This window comes from Caulobacter vibrioides OR37 (genome assembly GCF_000372645.1).
Classification (GTDB): domain Bacteria; phylum Pseudomonadota; class Alphaproteobacteria; order Caulobacterales; family Caulobacteraceae; genus Caulobacter; species Caulobacter vibrioides_E.
The window spans coordinates 77,477-99,647 of the sequence record NZ_APMP01000003.1; the positions used below are offsets into that span (position 1 = coordinate 77,477).

23 protein-coding genes and 1 pseudogene are annotated in these 22,171 nt (G+C 69.7%); 3 read left to right on the plus strand and 21 right to left on the minus strand.

Going from position 1 to position 22,171, the window contains the following annotated elements; all coding sequences use genetic code 11:
* Positions 1–2 precede the first annotated feature (2 nt).
* The 17 genes and pseudogenes from OR37_RS04285 to ruvC all read right to left on the minus strand — a co-directional run bounded on the left by OR37_RS04285 (position 3) and on the right by ruvC (position 16,418).
* Entirely contained in the window at positions 3–587 is a 585-nt protein-coding gene (locus OR37_RS04285; RefSeq protein ID WP_004616224.1) for a nucleotidyltransferase family protein, read from the minus strand.
* Positions 584–1,387: a bifunctional hydroxymethylpyrimidine kinase/phosphomethylpyrimidine kinase gene (gene thiD, locus OR37_RS04290; RefSeq protein ID WP_004616226.1), complete on the minus strand. Its 804-nt coding sequence runs from the start codon at positions 1,385–1,387 to the stop codon at positions 584–586. Before thiD ends, OR37_RS04285 begins: the two co-directional genes overlap by 4 nt.
* Positions 1,388–1,396: 9 nt before the next feature.
* Positions 1,397–2,245, minus strand: coding sequence for a dihydropteroate synthase (gene folP, locus OR37_RS04295; protein WP_004616228.1), 849 nt, complete (start codon positions 2,243–2,245; stop codon positions 1,397–1,399).
* 95 nt (positions 2,246–2,340) lie between these two features.
* Positions 2,341–4,540 (minus strand): annotated as a pseudogene (locus OR37_RS04300) (ATP-binding protein).
* 86 nt (positions 4,541–4,626) lie between these two features.
* Complete coding sequence (locus tag OR37_RS21620) at positions 4,627–4,884, minus strand: DUF6289 family protein (RefSeq protein ID WP_131368806.1); 258 nt, start codon at positions 4,882–4,884, stop codon at positions 4,627–4,629.
* 267 nt (positions 4,885–5,151) lie between these two features.
* On the minus strand, positions 5,152–7,032 hold the full coding sequence (gene ftsH, locus OR37_RS04305; RefSeq protein ID WP_004616235.1) for an ATP-dependent zinc metalloprotease FtsH: 1,881 nt from the start codon (positions 7,030–7,032) through the stop codon (positions 5,152–5,154).
* Positions 7,033–7,108: 76 nt separating this feature from the next.
* Entirely contained in the window at positions 7,109–8,326 is a 1,218-nt protein-coding gene (gene tilS / locus OR37_RS04310) for a tRNA lysidine(34) synthetase TilS (protein ID WP_004616238.1), read from the minus strand.
* A complete protein-coding gene (gene ybgF, locus OR37_RS04315) occupies positions 8,317–9,195 on the minus strand; it encodes a tol-pal system protein YbgF (RefSeq protein WP_004616240.1) in 879 nt (292 codons plus the stop codon). Before ybgF ends, tilS begins: the two co-directional genes overlap by 10 nt.
* 78 nt (positions 9,196–9,273) lie before the next feature.
* The gene (pal, locus tag OR37_RS04320; protein WP_035016945.1) at positions 9,274–9,843 is read right to left on the minus strand and encodes a peptidoglycan-associated lipoprotein Pal; all 570 of its coding nucleotides are present in this window, start codon (positions 9,841–9,843) and stop codon (positions 9,274–9,276) included.
* A gap of 200 nt (positions 9,844–10,043) precedes the next feature.
* Entirely contained in the window at positions 10,044–11,342 is a 1,299-nt protein-coding gene (gene tolB / locus OR37_RS04325) for a Tol-Pal system beta propeller repeat protein TolB (RefSeq protein WP_004616244.1), read from the minus strand.
* Between the two features lie 32 nt (positions 11,343–11,374).
* On the minus strand, positions 11,375–12,229 hold the full coding sequence (gene tolA, locus OR37_RS04330) for a cell envelope integrity protein TolA (RefSeq protein ID WP_004616245.1): 855 nt from the start codon (positions 12,227–12,229) through the stop codon (positions 11,375–11,377).
* Positions 12,230–12,235: 6 nt separating this feature from the next.
* A complete protein-coding gene (locus OR37_RS04335) occupies positions 12,236–12,757 on the minus strand; it encodes an ExbD/TolR family protein (protein WP_035016946.1) in 522 nt (173 codons plus the stop codon).
* 3 nt (positions 12,758–12,760) lie between these two features.
* Complete coding sequence (gene tolQ / locus OR37_RS04340) at positions 12,761–13,459, minus strand: protein TolQ (protein ID WP_004616249.1); 699 nt, start codon at positions 13,457–13,459, stop codon at positions 12,761–12,763.
* A gap of 115 nt (positions 13,460–13,574) precedes the next feature.
* Positions 13,575–14,027 carry a tol-pal system-associated acyl-CoA thioesterase gene (gene ybgC, locus OR37_RS04345; protein WP_004616250.1) on the minus strand — a complete coding sequence of 151 codons (453 nt, stop codon included), beginning with the start codon at positions 14,025–14,027 and terminating at the stop codon, positions 13,575–13,577.
* A gap of 63 nt (positions 14,028–14,090) precedes the next feature.
* Positions 14,091–15,131, minus strand: coding sequence for a Holliday junction branch migration DNA helicase RuvB (ruvB, locus tag OR37_RS04350; RefSeq protein ID WP_004616252.1), 1,041 nt, complete (start codon positions 15,129–15,131; stop codon positions 14,091–14,093).
* Positions 15,132–15,282: 151 nt separating this feature from the next.
* Positions 15,283–15,900, minus strand: coding sequence for a Holliday junction branch migration protein RuvA (gene ruvA / locus OR37_RS04355; protein WP_004616254.1), 618 nt, complete (start codon positions 15,898–15,900; stop codon positions 15,283–15,285).
* A complete protein-coding gene (gene ruvC / locus OR37_RS04360) occupies positions 15,897–16,418 on the minus strand; it encodes a crossover junction endodeoxyribonuclease RuvC (protein WP_175582092.1) in 522 nt (173 codons plus the stop codon). The genes ruvA and ruvC overlap by 4 nt, the downstream gene beginning before the upstream one ends.
* 120 nt (positions 16,419–16,538) lie before the next feature.
* On the opposite strand from ruvC, the gene OR37_RS04365 reads away from it, so the two are divergent.
* The 3 genes from OR37_RS04365 (at position 16,539) to OR37_RS04375 (ending at position 18,840) form a co-directional block, all read left to right on the plus strand.
* Positions 16,539–17,975: a M20/M25/M40 family metallo-hydrolase gene (locus OR37_RS04365; protein ID WP_004616259.1), complete on the plus strand. Its 1,437-nt coding sequence runs from the start codon at positions 16,539–16,541 to the stop codon at positions 17,973–17,975.
* Positions 17,976–18,101: 126 nt separating this feature from the next.
* A complete protein-coding gene (locus OR37_RS04370) occupies positions 18,102–18,383 on the plus strand; it encodes a hypothetical protein (protein ID WP_004616261.1) in 282 nt (93 codons plus the stop codon).
* Between the two features lie 52 nt (positions 18,384–18,435).
* Entirely contained in the window at positions 18,436–18,840 is a 405-nt protein-coding gene (locus OR37_RS04375; protein WP_004616262.1) for a GFA family protein, read from the plus strand.
* Here OR37_RS04375 and OR37_RS04380 read toward each other — a convergent pair.
* The 4 genes from OR37_RS04380 to OR37_RS04395 all read right to left on the minus strand — a co-directional run bounded on the left by OR37_RS04380 (position 18,837) and on the right by OR37_RS04395 (position 22,158).
* Positions 18,837–19,664 carry a DUF4118 domain-containing protein gene (locus tag OR37_RS04380; RefSeq protein WP_035016947.1) on the minus strand — a complete coding sequence of 276 codons (828 nt, stop codon included), beginning with the start codon at positions 19,662–19,664 and terminating at the stop codon, positions 18,837–18,839. The two genes, OR37_RS04375 and OR37_RS04380, sit on opposite strands and share 4 nt — an antisense overlap.
* A 115-nt stretch (positions 19,665–19,779) precedes the next feature.
* Positions 19,780–20,712, minus strand: coding sequence for a nucleoside hydrolase (locus OR37_RS04385; protein ID WP_004616267.1), 933 nt, complete (start codon positions 20,710–20,712; stop codon positions 19,780–19,782).
* Positions 20,713–20,890: 178 nt separating this feature from the next.
* Positions 20,891–21,646 (minus strand): YebC/PmpR family DNA-binding transcriptional regulator, encoded by a 756-nt coding sequence (locus OR37_RS04390; RefSeq protein WP_004616269.1) that lies wholly within the window; start codon positions 21,644–21,646, stop codon positions 20,891–20,893.
* A 98-nt stretch (positions 21,647–21,744) separates the two neighbouring features.
* Positions 21,745–22,158, minus strand: coding sequence for an organic hydroperoxide resistance protein (locus tag OR37_RS04395; RefSeq protein WP_004616272.1), 414 nt, complete (start codon positions 22,156–22,158; stop codon positions 21,745–21,747).
* Positions 22,159–22,171 lie beyond the last annotated feature (13 nt).

Sequence of the window (22,171 nt, forward strand, 5' to 3'; positions counted from 1 at the left end):
CCTCAGCCTTCGATCACGACCTCGGGCCAGCGCGCCTTGGCCGAGCCGGTGGTGCGCGCCCAGCCGCCCGCGCCCTTGATCCGCAGCGGATTGGGGCGCAGCCGCAGGGCGAACAGGTCTTCCAGGCCGAACGGCGCCCAGACCCGCAGCGTGTCGTCCGGCTCCAGCCGGACCCCGACGCAGAAGGCCGTCGCGACGAAGCGCTTCAGGGCCGCGGCGCTGTTTTCCAGCGGCGGATAGGGCTCGTCGGCGCCGAACTTCTGGGCGAACCACAGGTGCACCCGGGCCTGGTTGCGCACCTCCACCAGATCGCGCAGCGGCGGCGCGAAGGCGGCGGCCACGCGCTGGATCACCGCGTCCTCGGCCTCATACGAGACGTCGCTGTCGTCGTGATAGGCCAGGTCGTAGTCCTTGATCCCATAGGTCAGGTCGCGGCCGGTCAGGTGGTTCCAGACCGGCTGGTAGACCGCGCCGGAGAAGATCATCCAGTCGGGCAGGTCCAGGTCGCGGGCGGTCTCCAGCACCGCCCAGGTGGTGGGCGTGGCGCGGACGATGTCGATCAGGCGGCTTTCGAGGTCCTGGCTCATGCGCGCAGCGTCCAGCCGTGGTCCAGCGGCCCATGCCCGGCGCCGAGGCCCGGCGCGCGCAGCATCGCCTCGTGCACATAGTTCCAGGCGCGGGCGACGCTGGCCTCCAGCGACAGGCCCTGGGCCAGGCCGACGGCGCAGGCCGAGGCCAGAGTGCAGCCGGTGCCGTGCGTGTGGCGCGTGTCGATCCGCTCGCCCTCGAAAGTGGTTTCGCCGGCCGGCGTCATCAGAAGGTCGACGACCCGCTCGCCGGCCACGTGGCCGCCCTTCATCAGCACCGCCCGGGCGCCCATGGCCAGCAGGGCCTCGCCCGCGCGACGCTGGTCGTCCAGGGTCTCGACGGAGAGGCCGGTCAGGGCCGCGGCTTCCGGCGCGTTGGGCGTCAGCAGCGCCGCGCGCGGAATCATCAGCGTCTTGACCGCCGCGATCGCCGCCTCGGCCAGCAGGGGCGCGCCGCCCTTGGCGATCATCACCGGATCGACGACGGCCGGAACCGCGCCGGCGTGGTCGAGGGCGGCGGCCACGGTTTCGACCACGCCGACGTCGCCCAGCATCCCGGTCTTGATCGCGTCGGCGCCGATGTCGTCCAGCACTGCCCGCGCCTGGGCGGCGATCACCTCAAGCGGGATCGGATGCACGCCGGTGACGCCCAGGGTGTTCTGCACCGTCACGGCGGTGATGGCGGTGGCGGCGTAGCCGCCGAGGGCCGTAATGGTCTTGATGTCGGCCTGGATCCCCGCGCCGCCGCCGGAATCCGACCCGGCGATGACGAGGACGCGGCCTGGAGCGGTGTGGGACATGCAGGGTGTTTAGGCGGGAATCGCGGCGTCGGAAACCGTCGTCCCGGCGGCCGCCTGAATCGCCGCCCAGACGTCCAGCGCCTGAACGGTCTCGCGCGCGTCGTGGACCCGCACGGCGGCCACCCCCGCGGCGGCGCCGGCCAGATGCGCGGCCAGGGAGCCGCCGAGGCGGTCGGTCGCTTGATCCGCCGACGGATCGACGCCGGCGATGAAGCGCTTGCGGCTGGCGCCCAGAAGGATCGGATAGCCCAGGGCGACGAAGCGCGGCAGGGCGGCCAGCAGGGCCAGATTGTGCGCCAGGGTCTTGCCGAAGCCGATGCCCGGATCCAGCCAGATTTTCTCGCGGGCCACCCCGGCGGCCATAGCGGCGGCGGCCCGGGCCAGCAGGAAGGCCTCGACCTCGGCCGCGACGTCGTCGTAGCGCGGCTCGTCCTGCATGTTCCCCGGCTGGCCCAGCATGTGCATCAGCACAACCTCGCAGCCCAGGTCGGCGGCGACCTCGGGCGCGTCGGGCGAAAAGCGCAACGCCGCCACGTCGTTCCAGATCGTCGCGCCCGCTTGGACCGCCGCGCGGGCCACGGCCGGCTTCATGGTGTCGATCGAGATCGGGATGTCGCTGACCGCGCGGATGGCTTCGATCAGCGGGAGCACCCGCGCGGCCTCGTCCTCCGCCGAGACCGGCGCCGCGCCGGGACGGGTGCTCTCGCCGCCGATATCCAGGATGTCGGCGCCCTGGGCGATCAGACGCCGGGCGTGCTCGAAGCCCTGGCGCGGGTCGAGGAACCGCCCCCCATCCGAGAAGCTGTCGGGCGTGACATTGACGATCCCCATCACGCGGGGGCGGAGGCTGGCGGTCATGGGGCCTAGTTAGCCCCTGCCAGCCCCTGGGTCACGTCCGGAGCGGCGGCATGACAGGCCCGCGAAGGCCGCGCGGACGTCAGCGGTCGATCCGATCAGCCTTCGCTCAGCATACGGTCGATCCGCGCGGTGAGGTCGCCGATGCCGAACGGCTTGGTCAGCACCTCCATGCCGGGCTCGATATGGCCGTGGTTCAGCACGGCGTTTTCCGCGTAGCCGGTGATGAACAGCACCTTCAGGTCCGGCCGCAGGGCGCGGGCGCCGTCGGCGACCTGCCGCCCGTTCAGCCCGCCAGGCAGGCCAACATCGGTGATCAGCAGGTCCACACGCGCCTGGGACTGCAGAACCTTCAGGCCCGTCGCGCCGTCGGGCGCCTCCAGGCAGTCGTGACCTAGCTCGGCGAGGGCGTCGACCACCAGCATCCGCACGGTCGGCTCGTCATCGACCACCAGCACCGTCTTGCCCGCCCCGAGCCGCGGAGCGTCGACGGGCGTTTCGGCCTCCTCGACGTCTTCCTGGCCCAGGTGGCGGGGCAGGTAGAGGCAGACCATGGTGCCCTGCCCGACCTCGGAATAGATCCGGACATGGCCGTTCGACTGGCGGGCGAAGCCATAGACCATCGACAGGCCCAGACCCGTGCCCTGGCCGATCGGCTTGGTGGTGAAGAACGGGTCGAACACCCGCTCCAGCGTCGCCTTGTCGATGCCCGCGCCGTTGTCGCTGACGCAGACGGAGACATACTGGCCCGGCTCCAGCCCATGGTCGCGGGCGGTGCGGGCGTCCAGCCAGCGATTGCCCGTCTCGATGGTGATCTTGCCCCCGTCCGGCATGGCGTCGCGGGCGTTGATGCACAGGTTCAGCAGCGCGTTTTCCAGCTGGTTGGCGTCGACCAGGGTCGGCCACAGCCCGGCGGCGGCCACCATCTCGACCTCGATGGCGGGGCCCACGGTGCGGCGCACCAGCTCTACGAACTCGGCCATCAGCCGGTTGATCACCACCGACCTGGGGGCCAGGGTCTGGCGGCGCGAGAAGGCCAGCAGGCGATGGGTCAGGGCCGCCGCCCGCCGCGCCGCGCCCTGGCCGGCGGTCAGATAGCGATCGACATCCGCCGCACGCCCCTGGGCCAGGCGCTGTCCGATCATCTCGAACGCCCCCGAGATCCCGGCCAGCAGATTGTTGAAGTCGTGGGCCAGCCCCCCGGTCAGCTGCCCGACCGCTTCCATCTTCTGGGCCTGGCGAAGCGCCTCCTCGGTCTGTTCGCGCTCGGCCAGGGCCTCGGCGACGCGGGCCTCGAGGGTCTCGTTCAGATGGCGCAGCTCGGCCTCGGCCTGCTTGCGCGCGGTGACGTCCTGGAACAGCACGGCCACCTGACGCAGCTCCGGCGGCTCGATCCGGAACGACGACAGCGAGAGGTGACGTCCCGTGGCCACCAGTTCCTGCTCGAAGCGGATCGGTCGGCCGGTGCGCAGCACCGCGCCGTAGCGAGCGACCCAGGCGTCGGCCTCGTCGGGCACCATCTCGCGCAGGCGCTGGCCGACAACGTTGGGAATCCCCGCGTGCCGCTCGTAGGCCGCGTTGGCCATGATGTGCACGTAGTCGCTGAGCGGACCGAACGGACCGTCCAGAAACTCGATGACGCAGAAGCCCTCGTCCATCGACTCGAACAGGGCGCGGTAGCGGCGCTCCTCCTCGCGGCGAGCCCGGTCCTCCAGAACCCGCTGGGTGATGTCGTTGCAGTGGACCAGCACGCCCCGGACCACGCCCGCCTCGTCGCGCACCGGCAGGGCGAGAAGGTTGCACCAGGCCTCCTCGCCGGCGCGGGTGAAGGCGACATTCTCCAGAACCGCGCTCTCGCCCGCCCAGGCGCGGACGATGACGTCGCGGGCGGCGGGGATCGGAAAGGCCTCGTCCGCGCCCGCCCCGTCCAGCAGGGCGCGGGCGGCGGCGTTGCCCAGGGGCGGGACGGAGGGGCTCCAGGCCAGAAAGGACGGGATCGGCGAGGCCTGCATCATGCCCGCGGCGACCGTCAGCGCCGGCGACCAGGCGTCCGGCGTCGCGCGCGCCGCGCCGGCGCCGTCCAGCAACGCGGCGACACTGGCCGGAAATCGCGGCGAATCCGAAGACTCGGCGGTGGTCGTGGTGTCCAAAATCAAGCCCCGTGGCCGCGCGCGTATGGCCAAGCTCTTAACGGCCGTTTCGGCCCCCGGGTTGCAAGCCTGGCCGCGAAAATTCCAGCGGCGGCGGAGCGGCCAAGAAAAAAGCCGGCTCTTTCGAGCCGGCTTTGATCGTTCCGATCGTGGGCGCGTCAGGCGGTGACGCTCGCGCGGCTCGTCGGCAATGGACATAGTTTTCAAACTAGATAGCCGGGGGAAACAGGGGCATCAGCTTCCACTAAATACTGGCCAGGGTCGTATGTTGCAGGAGCGCGTGTCCGTTGTGAAGTAGGGCGTCTGCTCACCCCAGGTGCCGCGCTCGCCGTTGCAAAGCGTGAAACTTCCGCCGACCTCTTCACCAGTCTCGCTATAGTAGGTCACGATGACCGCGTCGGGCGGCAGAGCCGAAGACGAGCCCGGCGCCAGGGCAGCCGCCATCACGCCGACGACGGCCATCGCCTTAACAGCCCTTTTCAAGATGCTCATTGAAACCCCCATAAGGTTGAACTCCCCATGAATATATCTTTAGGGTGTTTTTTCAACCTATAAGTTGATTTGCGCGGCGCACAATTTTTAATTCAGTATCGCCGTGATTGCATCTTGAAATCACGAAAAAGCTGACCCATGCGAGCCAAATATTTCGTGTCGTGCCCCTCTCGATGGGGGAGGGTAGGGGTAAAGGTACGTCAACCTCAGCAGGCTATCATCCCAACCCACACCCCTTCCCCAATCTAAGAAGCGGAAGGCAAGGCTTTAAGCCGTGACGCTGGCCCCGGCGCCCGGCGAGAGCGGCACCAGCGAGGGGGCGACGATGGTTTCCTTCGTCTCCTCCTCGTCGCGCTTGGGCGCGACGCCTTTCAGGACGCCGGCGATCTCCTCGCCCGACAGGGTCTCGTACTCCAGCAGCGCCTTGGCCAGGGTGTGCAGATCGTCGAGCTTCTCGGTCAGGATGCGGCGCGCCTCGTCGAGGCCATACTGGACCAGACGCTTGACCTCGCCGTCGATCAGACGCGCGGTCTCTTCCGAGACGTTCTGGGTGCGGGCGACCGAGTGGCCCAGGAACACCTCGTCCTGGTTGTCGCCATAGGCCACGGTGCCCAGCAGGTCCGAATAGCCCCACCGGGTGACCATGTTGCGGGCCAGGTCGGTGGCCGCCTTGATGTCGCTGGACGCGCCGGAGGTGATGTTCTCCTTGCCGAAGATGATCTCCTCGGCCACGCGACCGCCCATCATGATGGCCAGGCGGCTGGTCATCTGCTGGTACTTCATCGAGTAGCGGTCGCCTTCCGGCAGCTGCATGACCATGCCCAGGGCGCGGCCGCGCGGCACGATGGTGGCCTTATGCACCGGATCGGCCAGCGGAACGTTCAGCGCCACGATGGCGTGGCCGCCCTCGTGGTAGGCCGTGTTGCGCTTTTCTTCCTCGTTCATGGCCATCGAGCGGCGCTCGGCGCCCATCATGACCTTGTCCTTGGCCTGCTCGAAGTCGCTCATGGTGACCATGCGGCGGTTCTTGCGGGCGGCCATCAGGGCGGCTTCGTTGACCAGGTTGGCCAGGTCCGCGCCCGAGAAGCCCGGGGTGCCGCGCGCCAGGGTCTTGACGTCGACGTCGGCGGCCAGCGGCACGTTCTTCATGTGGACGCGGATGATCTTCTCGCGGCCCGAGACGTCCGGGTTCGGCACCACGACCTGGCGGTCGAAGCGGCCCGGACGCAGCAGCGCCGGGTCCAGCACGTCGGGACGGTTGGTGGCGGCGATCAGGATGATGCCCTCGTTAGCCTCGAAGCCGTCCATCTCGACCAGCAGCTGGTTGAGGGTCTGCTCGCGCTCGTCGTTGCCGCCGCCCAGACCGGCGCCCCGGTGGCGACCCACGGCGTCGATTTCGTCGATGAAGATGATGCAGGGGGCGTTCTTCTTGGCCTGCTCGAACATGTCGCGGACGCGGCTGGCGCCGACGCCGACGAACATTTCGACGAAGTCCGAACCCGAGATGGTGAAGAACGGCACGCCGGCCTCGCCCGCGACGGCGCGGGCGATCAGGGTCTTACCCGTACCGGGCGGGCCGACCAGCAGGGCGCCCTTCGGGATCTTGCCGCCCAGGCGCTGGAACTTGGCCGGATCCTTCAGGAAGTCGACGACCTCCTGAAGCTCTTCCTTGGCCTCGTCGACGCCGGCGACGTCCTCGAAGGTGATGCGGTTCTTGTTCTCGGTCAGCAGCCGGGCCTTGGACTTGCCAAAGCCCATGGCGCCCTTGGCCCCGCCCTGCATCTGACGCATGAAGAACAGCCAGACGCCGACCACCAGCAGGATCGGCAGCAGCTGGATCAGGATGGCCCAGGGGCTGATCGAGGCGCTCTTGAACTTCACGTCGGCGTTCTTGGCCACCATGCGGTTGACCAGGTCGTCGGACGTCATCGGCGCGTTGACGGTCAGCACGCGGCCGTCCGCCGTGTGGGCCGTGACCGTCTGTCCGGCGATGTCCGCCGATTTGATCCGGCCGGCGTCGACCTCCTTGAGCAGCTGCGAGTAGCTGACTTCGCCGCCATTCTTCGTGCGCGCGTTCTGGCTGACGACGAACACGCCCGCCAGCACCGCCACGATGACCAGCCAGATGGCCAGGTTCCTGAAATTCATACGCTTCGTCTTCCCAACGAGTAGCCTCGATCCACCAAGATAGGCGGTCGCGGGCGCTTGCGCCATGCGCGTGACGTCAGGTCACGGTTTCTTGGTCGCGAAGGCCGATCGCGGCCTCGAAGCGATCCAGAACGAGCAAACGCGCGCGCCCGCCTCCTTCCTCCGCAAGAACCGGGCCGTCAAGCGCGGGACAGCGCGGAACGCCGCCTTCCGGCGTGATCAGCGGCATGGCGGGCCGGGCCGGCGCGGCGATGGCCGAAAGCCGGGCGCGGTCGGCGGGCGCCAGCGCGCCCGCCCGGCTCTTCAGGGGCTCGACCCGCAGCGGCCGCGCGCCGGCCGTGATCTCCCAGCGCCCGTCCCACACGCCGGTCTCGCCCGGCGCGAGGTCGAGGGGCGCGAGACCGCCGCGCGCGGTCTCCCCGGCGTCGCGGAGGATCAGGAGCTCGGCTCCCGCCTCGACCCGCGCGCCGGCCAGGGTGGCGGTGAAGGTCTCGCCCGCGCGCGCCCGCGCGACCAGCCTGGCCAGGCGCTCGCCGCGCGGCGGCCGCTCGGTTCCGGCGGCGCACAGCAAGGCGGCGGCCAGATGCGCCGCGGCGGCCTCGCGCGGCAGACGGATCGCGCCGGCGGCGTCGACGGCGAAGCTTGGCGGCGGCGGCGAGCGCGCGGCGGGCGCGGCGACCTCGGCCGCCCCGGCGGCGCGCGCCCGGGCGCGGGCGTAGCGCGGATCGACATTGGCCGGATCGTCCAGCCAGGTCTCGCCCGCCTGGGCCAGGGCCGCGCGGATCTCGTCGCGGGTCAGGGACAACATCGGCCGCAGCACGAACATGTCCCGCCCCTCCGGCCAGACCGGCGACGGCGCCCATTCGCGCGGGTCGGAGACGGTCGAGCCCTCGGCCCGCATCGCCGCGCTCTCGGCCCGGTCGCTGGCGGTGTGGCCCAGGATGAGAACCCTCGCCCCGGCGGCGCGAGCGGCGGTCGCCAGCAGGGCGTGGCGGGCCCGGCGCGCGGCGGCGGGCAATCCCGCGCGGGGCTTGTCGCCGATCCAGCTCAGGGCCAGCGCCTCGGCGCCCAGGGCGCGGGCCTTGGCCAGGGCCTCGACGGTCCAGCGCGCGCTGTCGGCCTGAAGCTGGTGATCGACGGTCAAGGCCAGCACCGGCCGCTCGCGCGCCGAGGCCAGCACGGTCTTCAGCAGGAACAGGGAATCGCCGCCGCCCGAGAAGCCGACGGCGATGGGCGCGGTCGAGGCGCGATCCAGCCGCCGGTCGAGGGCGGCCTGGACCTCCGCTAGCCGCACTTCGCCGCGACGCGCGTCGAGATCGCGCGCGACGTCACCGACGCCGGAGCCTTGGGGTAGCGTCGGGACAGCTCGTCGAGCGCGCGGCAGGCGTCGGGCGTTTTCTTCAAAGCCACCAGCGCCCGCGCCAGCTTCAGCGTCGCGTCGGGCGCCCAGCTGGTCTGCGGCCAGCCCCGGATCGCGCCGATATAGTTGCCGGCGGCGTCGGCGTAGGCCTCGCGCACGAACTGGGTTTCACCTAGCCAGTAGCGCGCTTCCGGTATCTTGGCGCTGTCGGGATAGTTGTTCACATAGGCGCCGAAGGCCGCCTCGGCGTTCGGATAGTCGCCGCCCAGCAGCAGGTCCTTGGCCTGCTTGAAGGCCACGGCCGGATCGGCCGGCGGGGGTGGCGGCGGGGGCACGTTGCCGGCCGCGCCCGGTCCGCCGGCCAGCGGCGCGCCGGCGCTCAGTTGCGCGGCGGCGGCCGTCTGCATGTCGGTCACCGACTTTTCCAGGGCGGTCAGGCGGGCTTCCAGCGCGTCGGCGCGGGCCTTCTGCTCGGCGGCGGTGCGCCGCGCCACATCCAGGTCGTGGGTCGTGACCTCGTTCTGGCCGTTCAGCTTGGTCAGGGTCTGTTCCAGATCGTTCAGGCGATCGTTCATCGCGGCGATCTGGGCGTCGGTCTCGGCGGGCTGGACCACGACCGGCTTGCCGGTGTCGCGCCCCTGGAAGACGATCGCGCGCAGCTCGCGCACCACCTTCTCCATCCGGTCGACCCGCTTGGCGGAGCGGTCGTCCAGAGGATCGTCGGCCGGCAGCGGCGTCTGGGCCACGGCCACGGCGGCGGTCGAGGCGAACAGGAGGGCGAGGAGCGCGGATTTCAGCTTCATGACCGAAAATCTACCGATAGGACGCGGACAAAACTAGGGCGGCTACTCGTTCAAGCAGCCGCCCCGGTCTATTCGATATTAGCGAGCGCCGTCCGTGATCGCCGTGTGGGCGTTACGGTTCTTGGCCCAGGCTTCCTCGGTCGTGCCCGGATCGATCGGACGTTCCTTGCCGTAGGAGATCGTCTCGATGCGCGCGGCCGAGACGCCCTGAGCGATCAGGAAGTCGCGAACGGCGCTGGCGCGGCGGGCGCCCAGGGCCAGGTTGTACTCGCGGGTGCCGCGTTCGTCGGCGTTGCCTTCGATGCGGATCTTCACGGCCGGATAGCGGTTCAGCCACTGGGCCTGCGCGGCCAGAACCGGCTGGGCGTCGGCGCGGACCGCGTATTGGTCGGTGTCGAAATAGACGCGATCGCCGACATTGACGACGAAGTCCTGGACCGAGCCCGGCAGGACGCCGCTGGCGACCGGCGGGGCCGGCGGCGGCGTGTAGGGCGTGCTCGGCGCGGCGGGCGGCGGCGTCGGGGCCGGCGTCGGGGCGGGCTGGGGCTTCGGACGCGAAGCACAGGCGGCGAGCGAGGCGGCGGCAACGCCGACGAGCGCCAGTCTAACGGCGCGCTTGGTGTCGAAGCTCATCCAGTTTCTCCTCAAGTCTACGAAATCTGGACCTGACCCATACCTAAGTCAGGCTTGGAATGGACCCGATAAATGCCTGAAAAGATCTCACAATGATGTCAGGTCCGGCCGAGCCCATATAATTCAATTGTGGCGGGAATTATCCCAACCGCGCGTCATGGCCAAGAACGCGCTCGCACGGTCAAGGTTGCCTCGCGAGCGCGTTAAATTCGCGATTAGTCCAGGAGCGGCGACCACGCCGGGTCGGACGCCTGGCCGGCATAGGCCGCCGGGCGCAGGATCCGGCCGGTGATGTCCACCGTCCACAGCTTGGGACCGCCGCCGCCGCTTTCGCGGAAGAACATCAGCACGCGGCCGTTCGGCGCCCAGGTCGGGCCCTCGTCCAGATAGCTGGTGGTCAGGAGGCGCTCGTCGCTGCCGTCGGGCCGCATCACGCCGATATGGAACTCGCCGCCCGTCTGCTTGGTGAAGGCGATGAAGTCGCCGCGCGGGCTCCAGACCGGGGTGGTGTAGCGACCGCCGCCGAACGAGATGCGCTTCACGCCCGAGCCGTCCAGGTTCATCACATAGAGCTGGGCCTGGCCGCCCCGGTCGGAGTTGAAGGCGATCTTGGTCCCGTCCGGCGAGAACGACGGCGAGGTGTCGATGGCCGGATCGGTGGTGATCCGCGTGGTCGCGCGGCTGCGCAGGTCCATCAGATAGATGTCGCTGTTGCCGTTCTTCTCGACCGAGAACGCCACCTTGCCGCCGTCGGGCGAGAAGCGCGGGGCGAACACCATGCCGGGGAACTTGCCGACGGTCTCCTGGCGGCTGGTCTCCAGGTTCAGCAGATAGATCGACGACCCCGTCGGCCGCAGGGCCATGTAGGTCAGTTCCTGGCTGGTCGACGAGAAGCGCGGCGTCATAACGATGTACGAGCCGTCCGTCAGGTACTGCGGATTGGCGCCGTCCTGGTCCATGATCGCCAGGCGCTTGATGCGGTTCAGCTTGGGGCCGCTCTCGGCGACGAAGGCCACGCGGGTGTCGAAATAGCCCTTCTCGCCGGTCAGGCGCTCATAGACCGCGTCGCTGATCTTGTGGGCCACGCGGCGCCAGTTGTCCGGCGTCGACGAGAACTGCAGGCCCAGGAGCTGCTGCTGGCTGAACACGTCCCAGAGGCGGAAGTCGACGCGCAGGCCGCCGTCGGCGCCGACCGTGACCTGGCCGTTGATCAGGGCCTGGGCGCCGGTCCCCTGCCACTCGGGAAACCGCGGCTGGACGTTGACGTCCTGCAGCTTATCCGACACGGCCGAGACGTTCAGCGGCTGGAACAGACCCGAGCGCTCGAGGTTGCCGGTGATGACCTGGGCGATCTCGGCCCCGCGCGGCGAGCCCGAGAAGGCCGGAATCGCGATCGGCATCGGCTTGACCGCGCCGGAATTGATATTGACCTCGATCTGGGCGGCCGCGGGCGTGACGAACGCCGCGCCGCCCAGCAGGACGGCGGCCATGAGCACCAGGGCCTTGAGGCGCATCGGGGTCTCCTTCTTCGGTTCTCTTCCGGATATCAACGCGAACAAGCCTGCTTAGCGTTGAAGTTCAGGGCGATTTTCTGACCGTACAGGTCGGACGGCAGATAGGCGAACGGCGAGGCGGCGAACAGCGCGCGGATGGCGCGGTCCGAGGCGGCCTTCACCACGGGGTTGGGCGAGGACGTGCCCGGCGATTCCGGCTGGCCGACCACCCGGCCGCCCGGTCCGATCACGAAGATCACGCGCACATTGACGTCGGCGCCGCCCTCCACCTCGCAGTTGGGGTTCCAGCGCTCCTGAACCTCGCCCTGAAGTCGACCCAGCGCGGCGGCGGAAAGGCCGGTGGCCGCGCCCATGGCCGGACGCGCCGAGACCGAGGTCTCCGCGCGCGCCGGGCCCTTGGGGGCGTTGGCGGTCGGCTTGCCGGTCGCCTTCTGGCTCTTGGCCAGCGAGGCCTCCAGCGAGCTGAAGAAGTCGCTGTCGTTCTTCTTGGCCGGGCTGGGCTTGGCCTGGGATGGCGTGGGCGTCGGCTTGGGAGTCGGCGCCGGCTTGGGCGGCGTCGGGGCCGGCGGCGCGGCCTTCGGCGTCGAGACCGGCTTGGGCGGCGGCGCGGGCGTCGGCTGTGGCGCGGGCGTCGGAGCCGGCGGCTGGGGCGAGGCCTGCGGCGTCGGCTCGGGCGTCTGGGCCGTCTGCTCGACCGGCGCTTCCTCGGCCGGCCGCACATTGGTCGGGCCGTTGGCGACGATGGTCACCGGCACCGACTCGCCGATGGTGATCGGCTTGGACGATCGCCACGGCAGGCCGAAGATCATCAGCGCCGCGACCGCTCCGTGCAGCGCGACCGAGCCCAGCAGGGCCGGCGAGACGCGTTGTTCGCGACGGGCGTTCATGGCGCCCTACTGCGGCGGCCGCAGGTCGGCCGAGCCTTCCGGCTGGGCGTCTTTCGGCGCGGCTCCCGACGAGGGACCGCCGGTCTCGGTGATCAGGTTGATCTTGCTGAAGCCCGCGTTCGAGAGGCCCGCCATCACCTGGGCCACCACCGCATAGGTCGCCCCGCCGTCGGCGCGGACGAAGATCGGCTTGCTGTAGCCGTCGCCGGCGATGGCGCTGATGCGCGGCGCCAGATTCTCGAAGGGGATCTCCTTGTCGCCGACGAAGATGCTCCCGTCCTTGCGGATCGAGACGGTGATCGGCTGGTCCTGGTTCTGCAGCGCGGCCGCCTCGGTCTTGGGCAGCTCCAGCGGCACGCCGGCGGTCAAGAGCGGCGCGCTGATCATGAAGATGATCAGCAGCACCAACATCACGTCGACCAGCGGCGTGACGTTGATCTCGGACAGGGCCCCGCGCGAGCGGCGGCCACGACGGCGACGGCCCCGGCCGCCGCCCGTGGCGAAGGCGTCGTTGGACGACATCGCCATGGCTCAGACCCGTTCCGTCAGGCGGCGCTGGATCGCGGTCGACAGGTCATCGGCGAAGCCTTCCAGCCGGCCGGCGTACTTGCCCGCGTCGGTCGAGAACTTGTTGTAGGCGATATAGGCCGGGATGGCGGCGATCAGGCCGACGGCCGTGGCGAACAGCGCCTCGGCGATCGACGGCGCGACGACCGCCAGCGAGGTGTTCTTCGAGATCGCGATGTTCTGGAAGGCGTGCATGATGCCCCAGACCGTGCCGAACAGGCCGATGAACGGGCTGGCGGTGGCGACGATGGCCAGGCTGCCCAGACCGTCCTCGACCTTGCTGGTCTCGCGGGCGATCGTGGTGTCGAGGATGCGGTCGATCCGGGCGATCAGGAAGCCGGCCTGATTCTCGCTCATCGCGCCCTTGGCCTTGGCGTCGCGCCACTCCTTCAGCGCCGCCTGCAACATGCGCGGCAGGGCGTGGCGCGGCTGGGCGCCCGCCTCGCCCGCGACGTCCTCCAGCGAGCGACCGCTCGACACCTGCTCCTCGAAGCGGTCCGCCGCGCGGTTCAGGGCGGTGAAGCGGAACAGCTTGTCCAGAATCACGGCCCACGATCCCAGCGAGGCCAGGATCAGGCCGATCATCACCCCCTTCACGACCCAGTCGGCCTGCATGAACAAGGTGAAGAACGAGAAATTCGGGGCGGCGGCCGAGGCGTCCATGCGGGAATAGGCTCCGTTGGGGCGTCAGATCAGGACTTGGAGACGCCGTATGGCATGAAGCGGCGCTTGGGTGAAACTATGACCATCGCCAAGCGATCCGGAAAATCGCCGGATATCAGGGTTCGCCGTCGGCCAGCCACGGCGCCAGCTGGCTCAGCATGCGCGCGGTCGGTCGGCGCGGACGCCCGTCCAGGGTGATGCAGACCGCCTCGGCCTTGGCCTCCAGCAGCACCTCGTCGCCGCGCGTCACCTTCTGGCTGACATAGAGCCGCGCGCCCTTGACCCGATCGTAGGTGGTGCGCACCACCAGGGCGTCGTCCACCCGCGCCGAGCGCTTGAAGTCCAGGGTCATGTGGATGACGGCGAAGGCGGTGTCTTCCTTGGCCAGCTCGGTGTGCGAGATGCCCACCATCCGGAAGAAGTCGCTGCGCCCCCGCTCCAGATAGCGCAGATAGTTGGCGTGGTAGACGATTCCCGAGAAATCGGTGTCCTCGTAATAGATCCGCACGGGCAGCTGATGCTCGCGGCCGAGGAACGCGCCGGCTGTGGGTTCGGGAGGGGTGGTCATTCCGCTTCTTACGATATTATCCGCCTAGAGGGATCTTTCGATAACGTCCCTAAACGCCCGACATCACGGCTCGAACAACCCGCCCTGCGCCTGTCCCGGCGGCGCGGCGGGCGGCGTCAAACCCAGGTGTAGATAGGCCTTGCCGCAGGCGACCCGGCCGCGCGGGGTGCGCTGGATGAAGCCCTGCTGCATCAGATAGGGCTCGATGACGTCCTCGACGGCGTCGCGGGCCTCGGCGATGGCGTAGGCGATGGTCTCGACCCCGGCCGGACCGCCGCCATAGTGCTCGATCAGGGCGCGCAGGTAGCGGCGGTCGAGGGAATCCAGCCCCAGCTCGTCCACCTCGAGCCGCGCCAGCGCCAGGCCGGCGGCCTTGCGGTCGATCACCGCCGCCCCGTCGGCGGTGGCGAAGTCGCGGACCCGGCGCAGCAGACGCCCCGCCACGCGCGGGGTCCCGCGCGCGCGCTTGGCGATCTCGTCGGCGCCGTCCTCGGACAGCGGCGCGCCCATCTTGCGGGCCCCGTGCAGCAGAACGTGGCGCAGCTCGGCGGGGGTGTAGAACTCCAGCCGGATCGGAATGCCGAAGCGGTCGCGCAAGGGCGTCGCCAGCATCCCCGCCCGCGTGGTCGCCGCCACCAGGGTGAACGGCGCCAGATCGATGCGGATCGAGCGCGCCGAAGGCCCCTCGCCGATCACGAGGTCCAGCACGTGGTCCTCCATGGCCGGATAGAGGATCTCCTCGACGTTCGACGACAGCCGGTGGATCTCGTCGATGAACAGGACGTCATTGGCTTCCAGATTGGTCAGGATCGCCGCCAGGTCGCCCGGCTTGTTCAGCACCGGCCCCGAGGTGGCGCGGAAGTTCACGCCCAGCTCGCGGGCGATGATCTGGGCCAGGGTGGTCTTGCCCAGGCCCGGCGGCCCGAACAACAGCACGTGGTCCAGGGCCTCGCCCCGGCCCTTGGCCGCCTCGATGAAGATGCGCAGATTGCCCTTGGCGGCTTCCTGGCCGACGAACTCGGTCAGGGTCTGGGGCCGCAGGGCGCGATCGGTGGCGGGGATCTGGTCACCCAGTTGAGATTCGCCGGAAATCACACGGGTCATGGCGAAACTCTCTCCCTTCCCCCTTGATGGGGGAAGGGTCGGGGATGGGGGTGACTACGGCCGCTCGGCTGTGACGGGCGCTTGTGGCCAAGGCCGCGACCCCCCCATCCCGACCCTTCCCCCATCCAGGGAGAAGGGCCTTGAAGAGCGCTCATCGGCCAAGCTCCTGCAGGCCGGCCTTGATCAGGGCCTGGACGGTGGCGGCCTCGCCCAGGCGGTCGGCGGCGGCCTCGACGACGCGGCGGGCGTTGACCTCGGCCACGCCCAGACCCATCAGCGCCGCCACCGCGTCGCCGGTCGGCGCGGGCTTGGCCGGCGCGGCGGCCGCGCTGGCGGTCGGGGCGGCCATCAGCACCGGCCCGTCGATGATCGGCTTGTCCTTCAGCTCGGTGACGATACGCAAAGCCAGCTTCGGCCCCACGCCATTGGCGCGGCCGACGGCGGCCTTGTCCTCGCGCGCCACCGCCGAGGCCAGCTCGGCCGGGGATAGCACGTCCAGCACCGCCATGGCCGCCTTGGGCCCGACGCCCTGGATCGCCTGCAGCAGCACGAAGGCGCGACGGTCCTCCCGCGTCAGAAAGCCATAGAGCCGCAGGCCGGCGCTTTCGCTCCACTGGCTCTCGACGTGCAGCAGGGTCTCCTCGCCCAGGGCCGGCAGGCGCTGCAGCGTGCGGTGGCCGCAGCGGACGACATAGCCGACGCCCATGACGTCGATCAGGGCCTCTTCCTCGCCGACCTCGGCGACGGCCCCGCGCAGGCGACCAATCATGCGACCCTCCGATGGGCGACACGCAGGTTGGCGTGGGTGATGGCGACGGCCAGGGCGTCGGCGCAGTCGGCCGTGGTCTTGCCGGCCGTCGGCAGCAGGCGGGCGATCATGAAGCCGATCTGGGCCTTGTCGGCCGCCCCGGTGCCGACCACCGCCTTCTTGACCAGGCGGGTGGAATATTCGGCGACCGCCAGACCGGCCTGGGCCGGGGCGATCAGGGCGGCGGCGCGGGCGTGACCCAGCTTCAGCGTCGACTGGGCGTTGGTGTTGAGGAACACCTCCTCGACCGCCGCCTCGTCCGGCCGGTGCTCGGCGATCACCGCGCCGATGCCTTCGAACAGATGCAGCAGGCGCTGGGCGAAGTCGGCCTTCTCATCGGGAACGATCACCCCGTGGGCGACGTGGCTCATGCGCGAGCCCTCGACCGTCAGCACGCCCCAGCCGGTGCGGCGCAAGCCCGGATCGAGCCCCAAAATGCGGATAGGCGTGCGATTCGCGTTCATCATGTGTTCTCGCACTCTCGCCTTTTCTCGGCCCCACGAAAAGCCAGTCCTTTGCTAACGAGGGGTTAACGGCGGCCCTTGCGCGCCGCGCGCGGGCGGGCTCTCCTCGCGCGCAAGGTCATGGGGAGAGTCCGGATGAAGCGATCGATGGGGATGATGGCGGGCGCGCTCGCGGCCCTGGCGCAGATGACGCCGCTGGCGGCCAGCGCGCAGGTCGCCGAACCGCCCAAGACCGTCCGCCCCGATCAGCTGGCCTTCCGCGACCTCTACAAGGCGCTGGTCGAGACCAACACCACCCTCTCGGCGGGCTCCTGCACCGCGGCGGCCGAGGCGATGGGGGCGCGCCTCAGGGCGGCGGGCTATCCAGCCGAGGACGTCAAGGTCGTGGTCGCCGACGGCCATCCCAAGGAAGGCAGCCTGACGGCGGTGCTCAAGGGTACCGACCCCAAGTCCAAGCCCATGCTGCTGCTGGCCCATATCGACGTCGTCGAGGCCAACCGCGCCGACTGGACCCGCGATCCGTTCAAGCTGGTCGAGGAAAACGGCTATTTCTTCGGACGCGGGACCTCGGACGACAAGGCCCAGGCGGCGATCTGGGTCGACAGCCTGGTTCGCCTGAAGAAGGAGGGCTTCAAGCCCCGGCGCGACATCAAGATGGCCCTGACCTGCGGCGAGGAGAGCGAGGCCTATAACGGCATCGAGGACCTGGTGAAGAACCACCGCCCCCTGGTCGACGCCGAGTTCGCCCTGAACGAAGGCGCCAACGGCCTGCTGGACGAGCATGACAAGCCGGTCGTGCTTGAGGTCCAGGCCGGCGAGAAGGTCTATCAGGACTTCACCCTGACGGTGACCAATCCCGGCGGCCACTCCAGCCGCCCCACGCCGACCAACGCCATCTATCAGCTGTCGGCGGCGCTGACCCGGATCGGCGCCTACGCCTTCCCGCCCCGCTTCAACGACGCCACGCGGGGCTACTTCACCCAGATGCAGGCCCGCGTGCCCGCCGCGCAGGCGGCGGCGATGAAGGCGCTGATCGCCGACATCAACGATCCGGCGGCGCTGAAGACCGTCACCGCCGACCCGATGTGGAACTCGGTGCTGCGCACCACCTGCGTGGCCACGATGGTCAAGGCCGGCCATGCCCCGAACGCCCTGCCCCAGCGCGCCGAGGCCAACGTCAACTGCCGCATCCTGCCGGGCGAGCCGATCGAGTCGGTCCGCGCCAAGCTGGTCGAGCTGGCCGCCGACCCGGCCGTCGCCGTCACCCTGGCCCACGAGGCCAAGCCGGCCTCGCCGCCGCCGCCCCTGACGCCGATGATCATGGGTCCGATCCAGAAGGAGGCCGCCAAGCTGTGGCCCGGCGTTCCGATCGTGCCGATCCTGCTGACCGGCGCCACCGACGGCGTGCACACCAACGCGGCCGGCATCCCGACCTATGGCGTCTCGGGCCTGTTCGGCGGCTCGGACGGCGACGGCATCCACGGCCTGAACGAACGCATCCGGGTCAAGTCGCTCTATGACGGGCGGGACTTCCTGTACGCGCTGATCAAGGACTACGCGGGCGGCAAATAGGGCCTTACGGCGCCCCCGCGTGGTCGCCGCCGAGCCAGGGCGCGCGACACCGTGCATTTCCACTCAAAGGTCGTTGCGCGCCGCCGCGGCCTCCCCATCTTGGCGTCAACGACAGAGGAGACGCCGATGGCCGGTACGTCGGACGAAGGGATCCTGGCCGAGTACATGGTCGGGTACTGGTCGATGAAGCACGAGAAGATCGACCGCCCCGCCAAGCTGCTCGAAACCCTCTACATCACCGAGCGCTACCAGGCGGGCGACAGCCTGCGCGAGGCGCGGTCGGCCTATGACCACGCCATCTGGAACGGCGTGCCGGTCTCCGAGATGGATCGCCGCCTGGCGGAGCTGGATCAGTTCATGCGCGATCTGGTCCGCGAACGCGCCGCCCAGTGGGGCCTGCCGCACTGAGGTCCCGTCCGCGCGCTCGCCGACGGCAATCCAATGGGGAAGGAAAGCCCGCATGACCACGCGAACCGGCGGCTGTCGCTGCGGCGATATCCGCTATGAACTTTCCAGCCCGCCGATGTTCCACATCGCATGCCACTGCAGGGACTGCCAGTACGTGGCGGGCGGTTCGCCAAACCTGACCATGGTGTTTCCGGCGAACGCCCTGACGGTGACGCGCGGCGAGCCCCGGGTGTTCAAGGCGCGCGAAACCAGCGGCGGCAGCTATTTCTGCGGGACCTGCGGGGTGCACGTCTTCTCGCGCCCCGACGAGAACCGCGACATGGTGGCGATCAAGGTCGGCGGGCTTGATGATGCGGCCGACTTCAAGGTTCAAGCCGACATGTGGATGGCCAGCGCGCCGCCCTGGCATCGGCCGCATGACGGAGCGATGCAATTCGAGCGTAACCCTCCCGGCTAACGCACCACGTAGAACGGCCGCTGCCGGGCGCCGGCCAGCAGATAGCCGGCGACCAGCTCGACCACGCCGTCGCGCAGGCCGTCCTCCGAGCCGCCCGGCTGGCGCTCGACGCCCAGCACGGCCGACAGGTTGGGCGTGCTCAGCGGCCAGAAATCGTAGAGGCTCTCCGCCCCGACCGCGTTGCCCAGGCCGGCGGGCGCGTTGTTGTCCAAGGCCCAGCGGGCGGCGATCAGGTCGCCGGCCCCGACGCTCGCGCCCCGACTGGCGCCGGCCAGGACCAGCTGGCCCTCGCGGTCGATCAGCACCACGGCCGGCGCCTCGTAGGCGCGAGACAGCGCGTCGGCGGCGGCGGCGTAGACCCCCTCGACCGGTCCCTGGGCGACGACGGCGTGCGACAGCAGGCGCAGGGCGTCGCTCCGGCGCTCCTGCCGACGAATGGTCCGCCACTGCGCGCGCAGGCGAAAGCCGAGGATGCTGGCCAGGGCCGCGCAAGGCGCCAGGCCGGCGGCCATCCACAGGTCCGACGCCTGGGTCAGGATCAGCGAATGGCGCGGCGGCAGGATCCAGTAGTCGAACGCCATCAGCGACACGAGGATCGTCAGCGCGGCCGGCGCCAGCCCGCCCCAGAGGGCGATCAGGAAGATCGGCGGCGCGAACCAAAGCACCGCCACGCCGCTCGGCGAGAAGGCGTCGGCCGCCAGGCCCGCCAGCAACGGAGACACGATCGCGCAGAGGATCAGGGTCACGCTTCGACGGACGCGCCGGCTCTCGTCCGCCGGCCATAGAAAGGCGCGGCAGGCTTCGAACACGCTCGGCATCTCCATTCGCCTCTTCGCCCCCGAACTTGACCCGCGAACCTTGGCCGGCCGCCTGCTATCGCGGCGATGGCCGCGCCCCATTTTCGCGCTCAACGCAGGGTCGCGGGACCAGGCCCGCCCGTCAAGCCGCCTCGAGCGCGTCGCGCCCGAACAGGCCGCCGAGGATCAATCGCTTGACGGCCTCCGCGTCAAGGCCGGCGCACACCTCGGCGTTGGGGGGACCCTCGATCCGCTCGATCCGCCCCTGACGCTCGCCGTCGACGATCACCCGCAGGCGCGCGGGCTCGAAGGTGAAGAGCTGGGGCGCGATCAGGCTGGCCGCGGCCACCGCGTCGTGGGGCCGGCAACCCTCGCCGCCCCAGACCTGCTGGTGAAAGGCGATATACGGCCCCGCCGCCTTGGTCAGGCGCTGGGACAGGGGCGAGCCGCACCGGTCCGCGCCTCGCGCCAGGTCCTCGGCGGTGATCAACACCTGGCTGGTGACGTCCAGCGGCGTCAGGCGCGGCATGACGCCGGACTCGAGCGCGCGCTGCAGGGCGTCGGGGTCGCTCCAGGTGTTGAAGTCGGCGCCGCCGGCCGCCTTGCCCGGAACCTCGAACGCCCCGGCCATCACGGTGGGTCGCCAGTGGCGGAAGGCGGCGGGATCCTCCAGCAGACCCTTGGCCAGGTTGGTCAGCGGTCCCAGGAACAGGCCCGCCACCTGTCGCCGCGCGGCGAAGGCCAGGGCGTTGGCCGAATGGCCCCGCTCCAATTCCGGCAGCTTCCAGCGCTGCGAGAAGCCCGCGCCGTTCAGCCCGTCGACGCCATGGGCCGGCCGCATCCGCTGCACCGGCCGCCGCGCCAGGCCCGAGCCCGCGCCGATATAGACCTCGGCCCCGCAGCCCGCCAGCCGCAGCACGCCCCGGGCGTTGGCGGCGGCCTGGTCGACATAGGTGTTGCCGAACACCGCCGAGACCGACACCACCTCCACGGCCTCCGGCGACCGCGCCATCAGGGCCAGGGCCAGGGCGTCGTCCACGCCGCAGTCGGTATCGATGTGAACGCGAAGCGTCATGGCCGGCAGTCTAGAGCGTGAGGCTGAAAGTGGGAACCGGCTTCAGCTTATTTCACGCTCTAAACATTTGATTTAGAGCCCTTTTTATCTGATCTGATTGGATCAATCAGTTCGGAAAGGGCTCTAGCCGGGCGACGTTACAGCGAGAAGGCGGAAGGCGCCGGCCGCGCCTTCCCGATCAGCCCAGCTTGGCGAGGTCTTCTTCGCTGATGTCTTCGTTCGAGTAGACGGCCTGGACGTCGTCGTCCTCGTCCAGCATGTCGAGCAGCTTCATCAGGGTGGCGACGCTGTCGCCGGTGACCGGAACCTGCATCTTCGGGCGCCAGGCGATCTTGGTGTTCGACGCCGGGCCGAACTTGGCTTCCAGCGCGGCGGCCACCTCGTTGAGGCTCTCGAAGGCGGTGTAGATGGTGTGGCCTTCGCCCTCGTCTTCCATGTCCGAGGTGACGTCGTCCGCGCCCGCCTCGATCGCGGCTTCCATCATGTCGTCTTCCGACGCGACCTTGGCCGGATAGCTGATCTGGCCGACGCGGTCGAAGTTGAACGTCACCGAGCCGGTGGCGCCCATATTGCCGCCCATCTTGGTGAAGTACGAGCGGACGTTGGCGGCGGCGCGGTTCTTGTTGTCGGTCAGGACCTCGACCACGATGCCGACCCCGCCGGCGGCGACGCCTTCGTAACGGATTTCCGAATAGTCGGCCGCGTCGCCCATCTGCGACTTCTTGATGGCGCGCTCGATGACGTCCTTGGGCAGGCTCTCGGCCTTGGCGTTATTCACCGCCAGGCGCAGGCGCGGGTTCATGGCCGGGTCGGGCAGGCCGGTCTTGGCCGCCACGGTGATTTCCCGCGACAGCTTGGAGAACAGCTTCGAGCGCGCGGCGTCGGCGCGGCCCTTGCGGTGCATGATGTTCTTGAATTTCGAGTGGCCGGCCATTCGGAGGCTCTGCTTCTGATACGATTGGAGGCGGGGCTTTTAGCGCCTGAGGCGGGGCCTTGTCACCCCGCCCGGCCGAAAGCCGGCCTCAAAGGCCCTTAGGCGACTTCCAGATCGACCTGGACGTTGCCGCGCGTGGCCTTCGAATAGGGGCAGACCTCGTGCGCGGCGTGGAGCAGCTTCTCGGCCGTCTCGCGGTCCAGATCAGGCGCGTTCAGCTTCAGGCGCACGCCGACGTGGAAGCTGGTCTCGTCCTTGATCAGGTCGACCTCGGCGTCCAGGCTGTGCTCGCCCAGCTTGACGCCCTGGTTGCGGGCGACCAGGCCCAGCGCGCCGAGGAAGCAGGCGCTGTAGCCGGCCGCGAACAGCTGCTCGGGATTGGTCCCATTGCCGTCGCCGCCCATCGATTTGGGGAAGGCCAGCTTCACGTCCAGATGGCCATCGTCGGACTTGGCCGTTCCGTTGCGGCCGCCCACGGCGTGGGCGTGGGCGGTGTAGATCGCGTCGGTCATGGGGAGGCTCCTT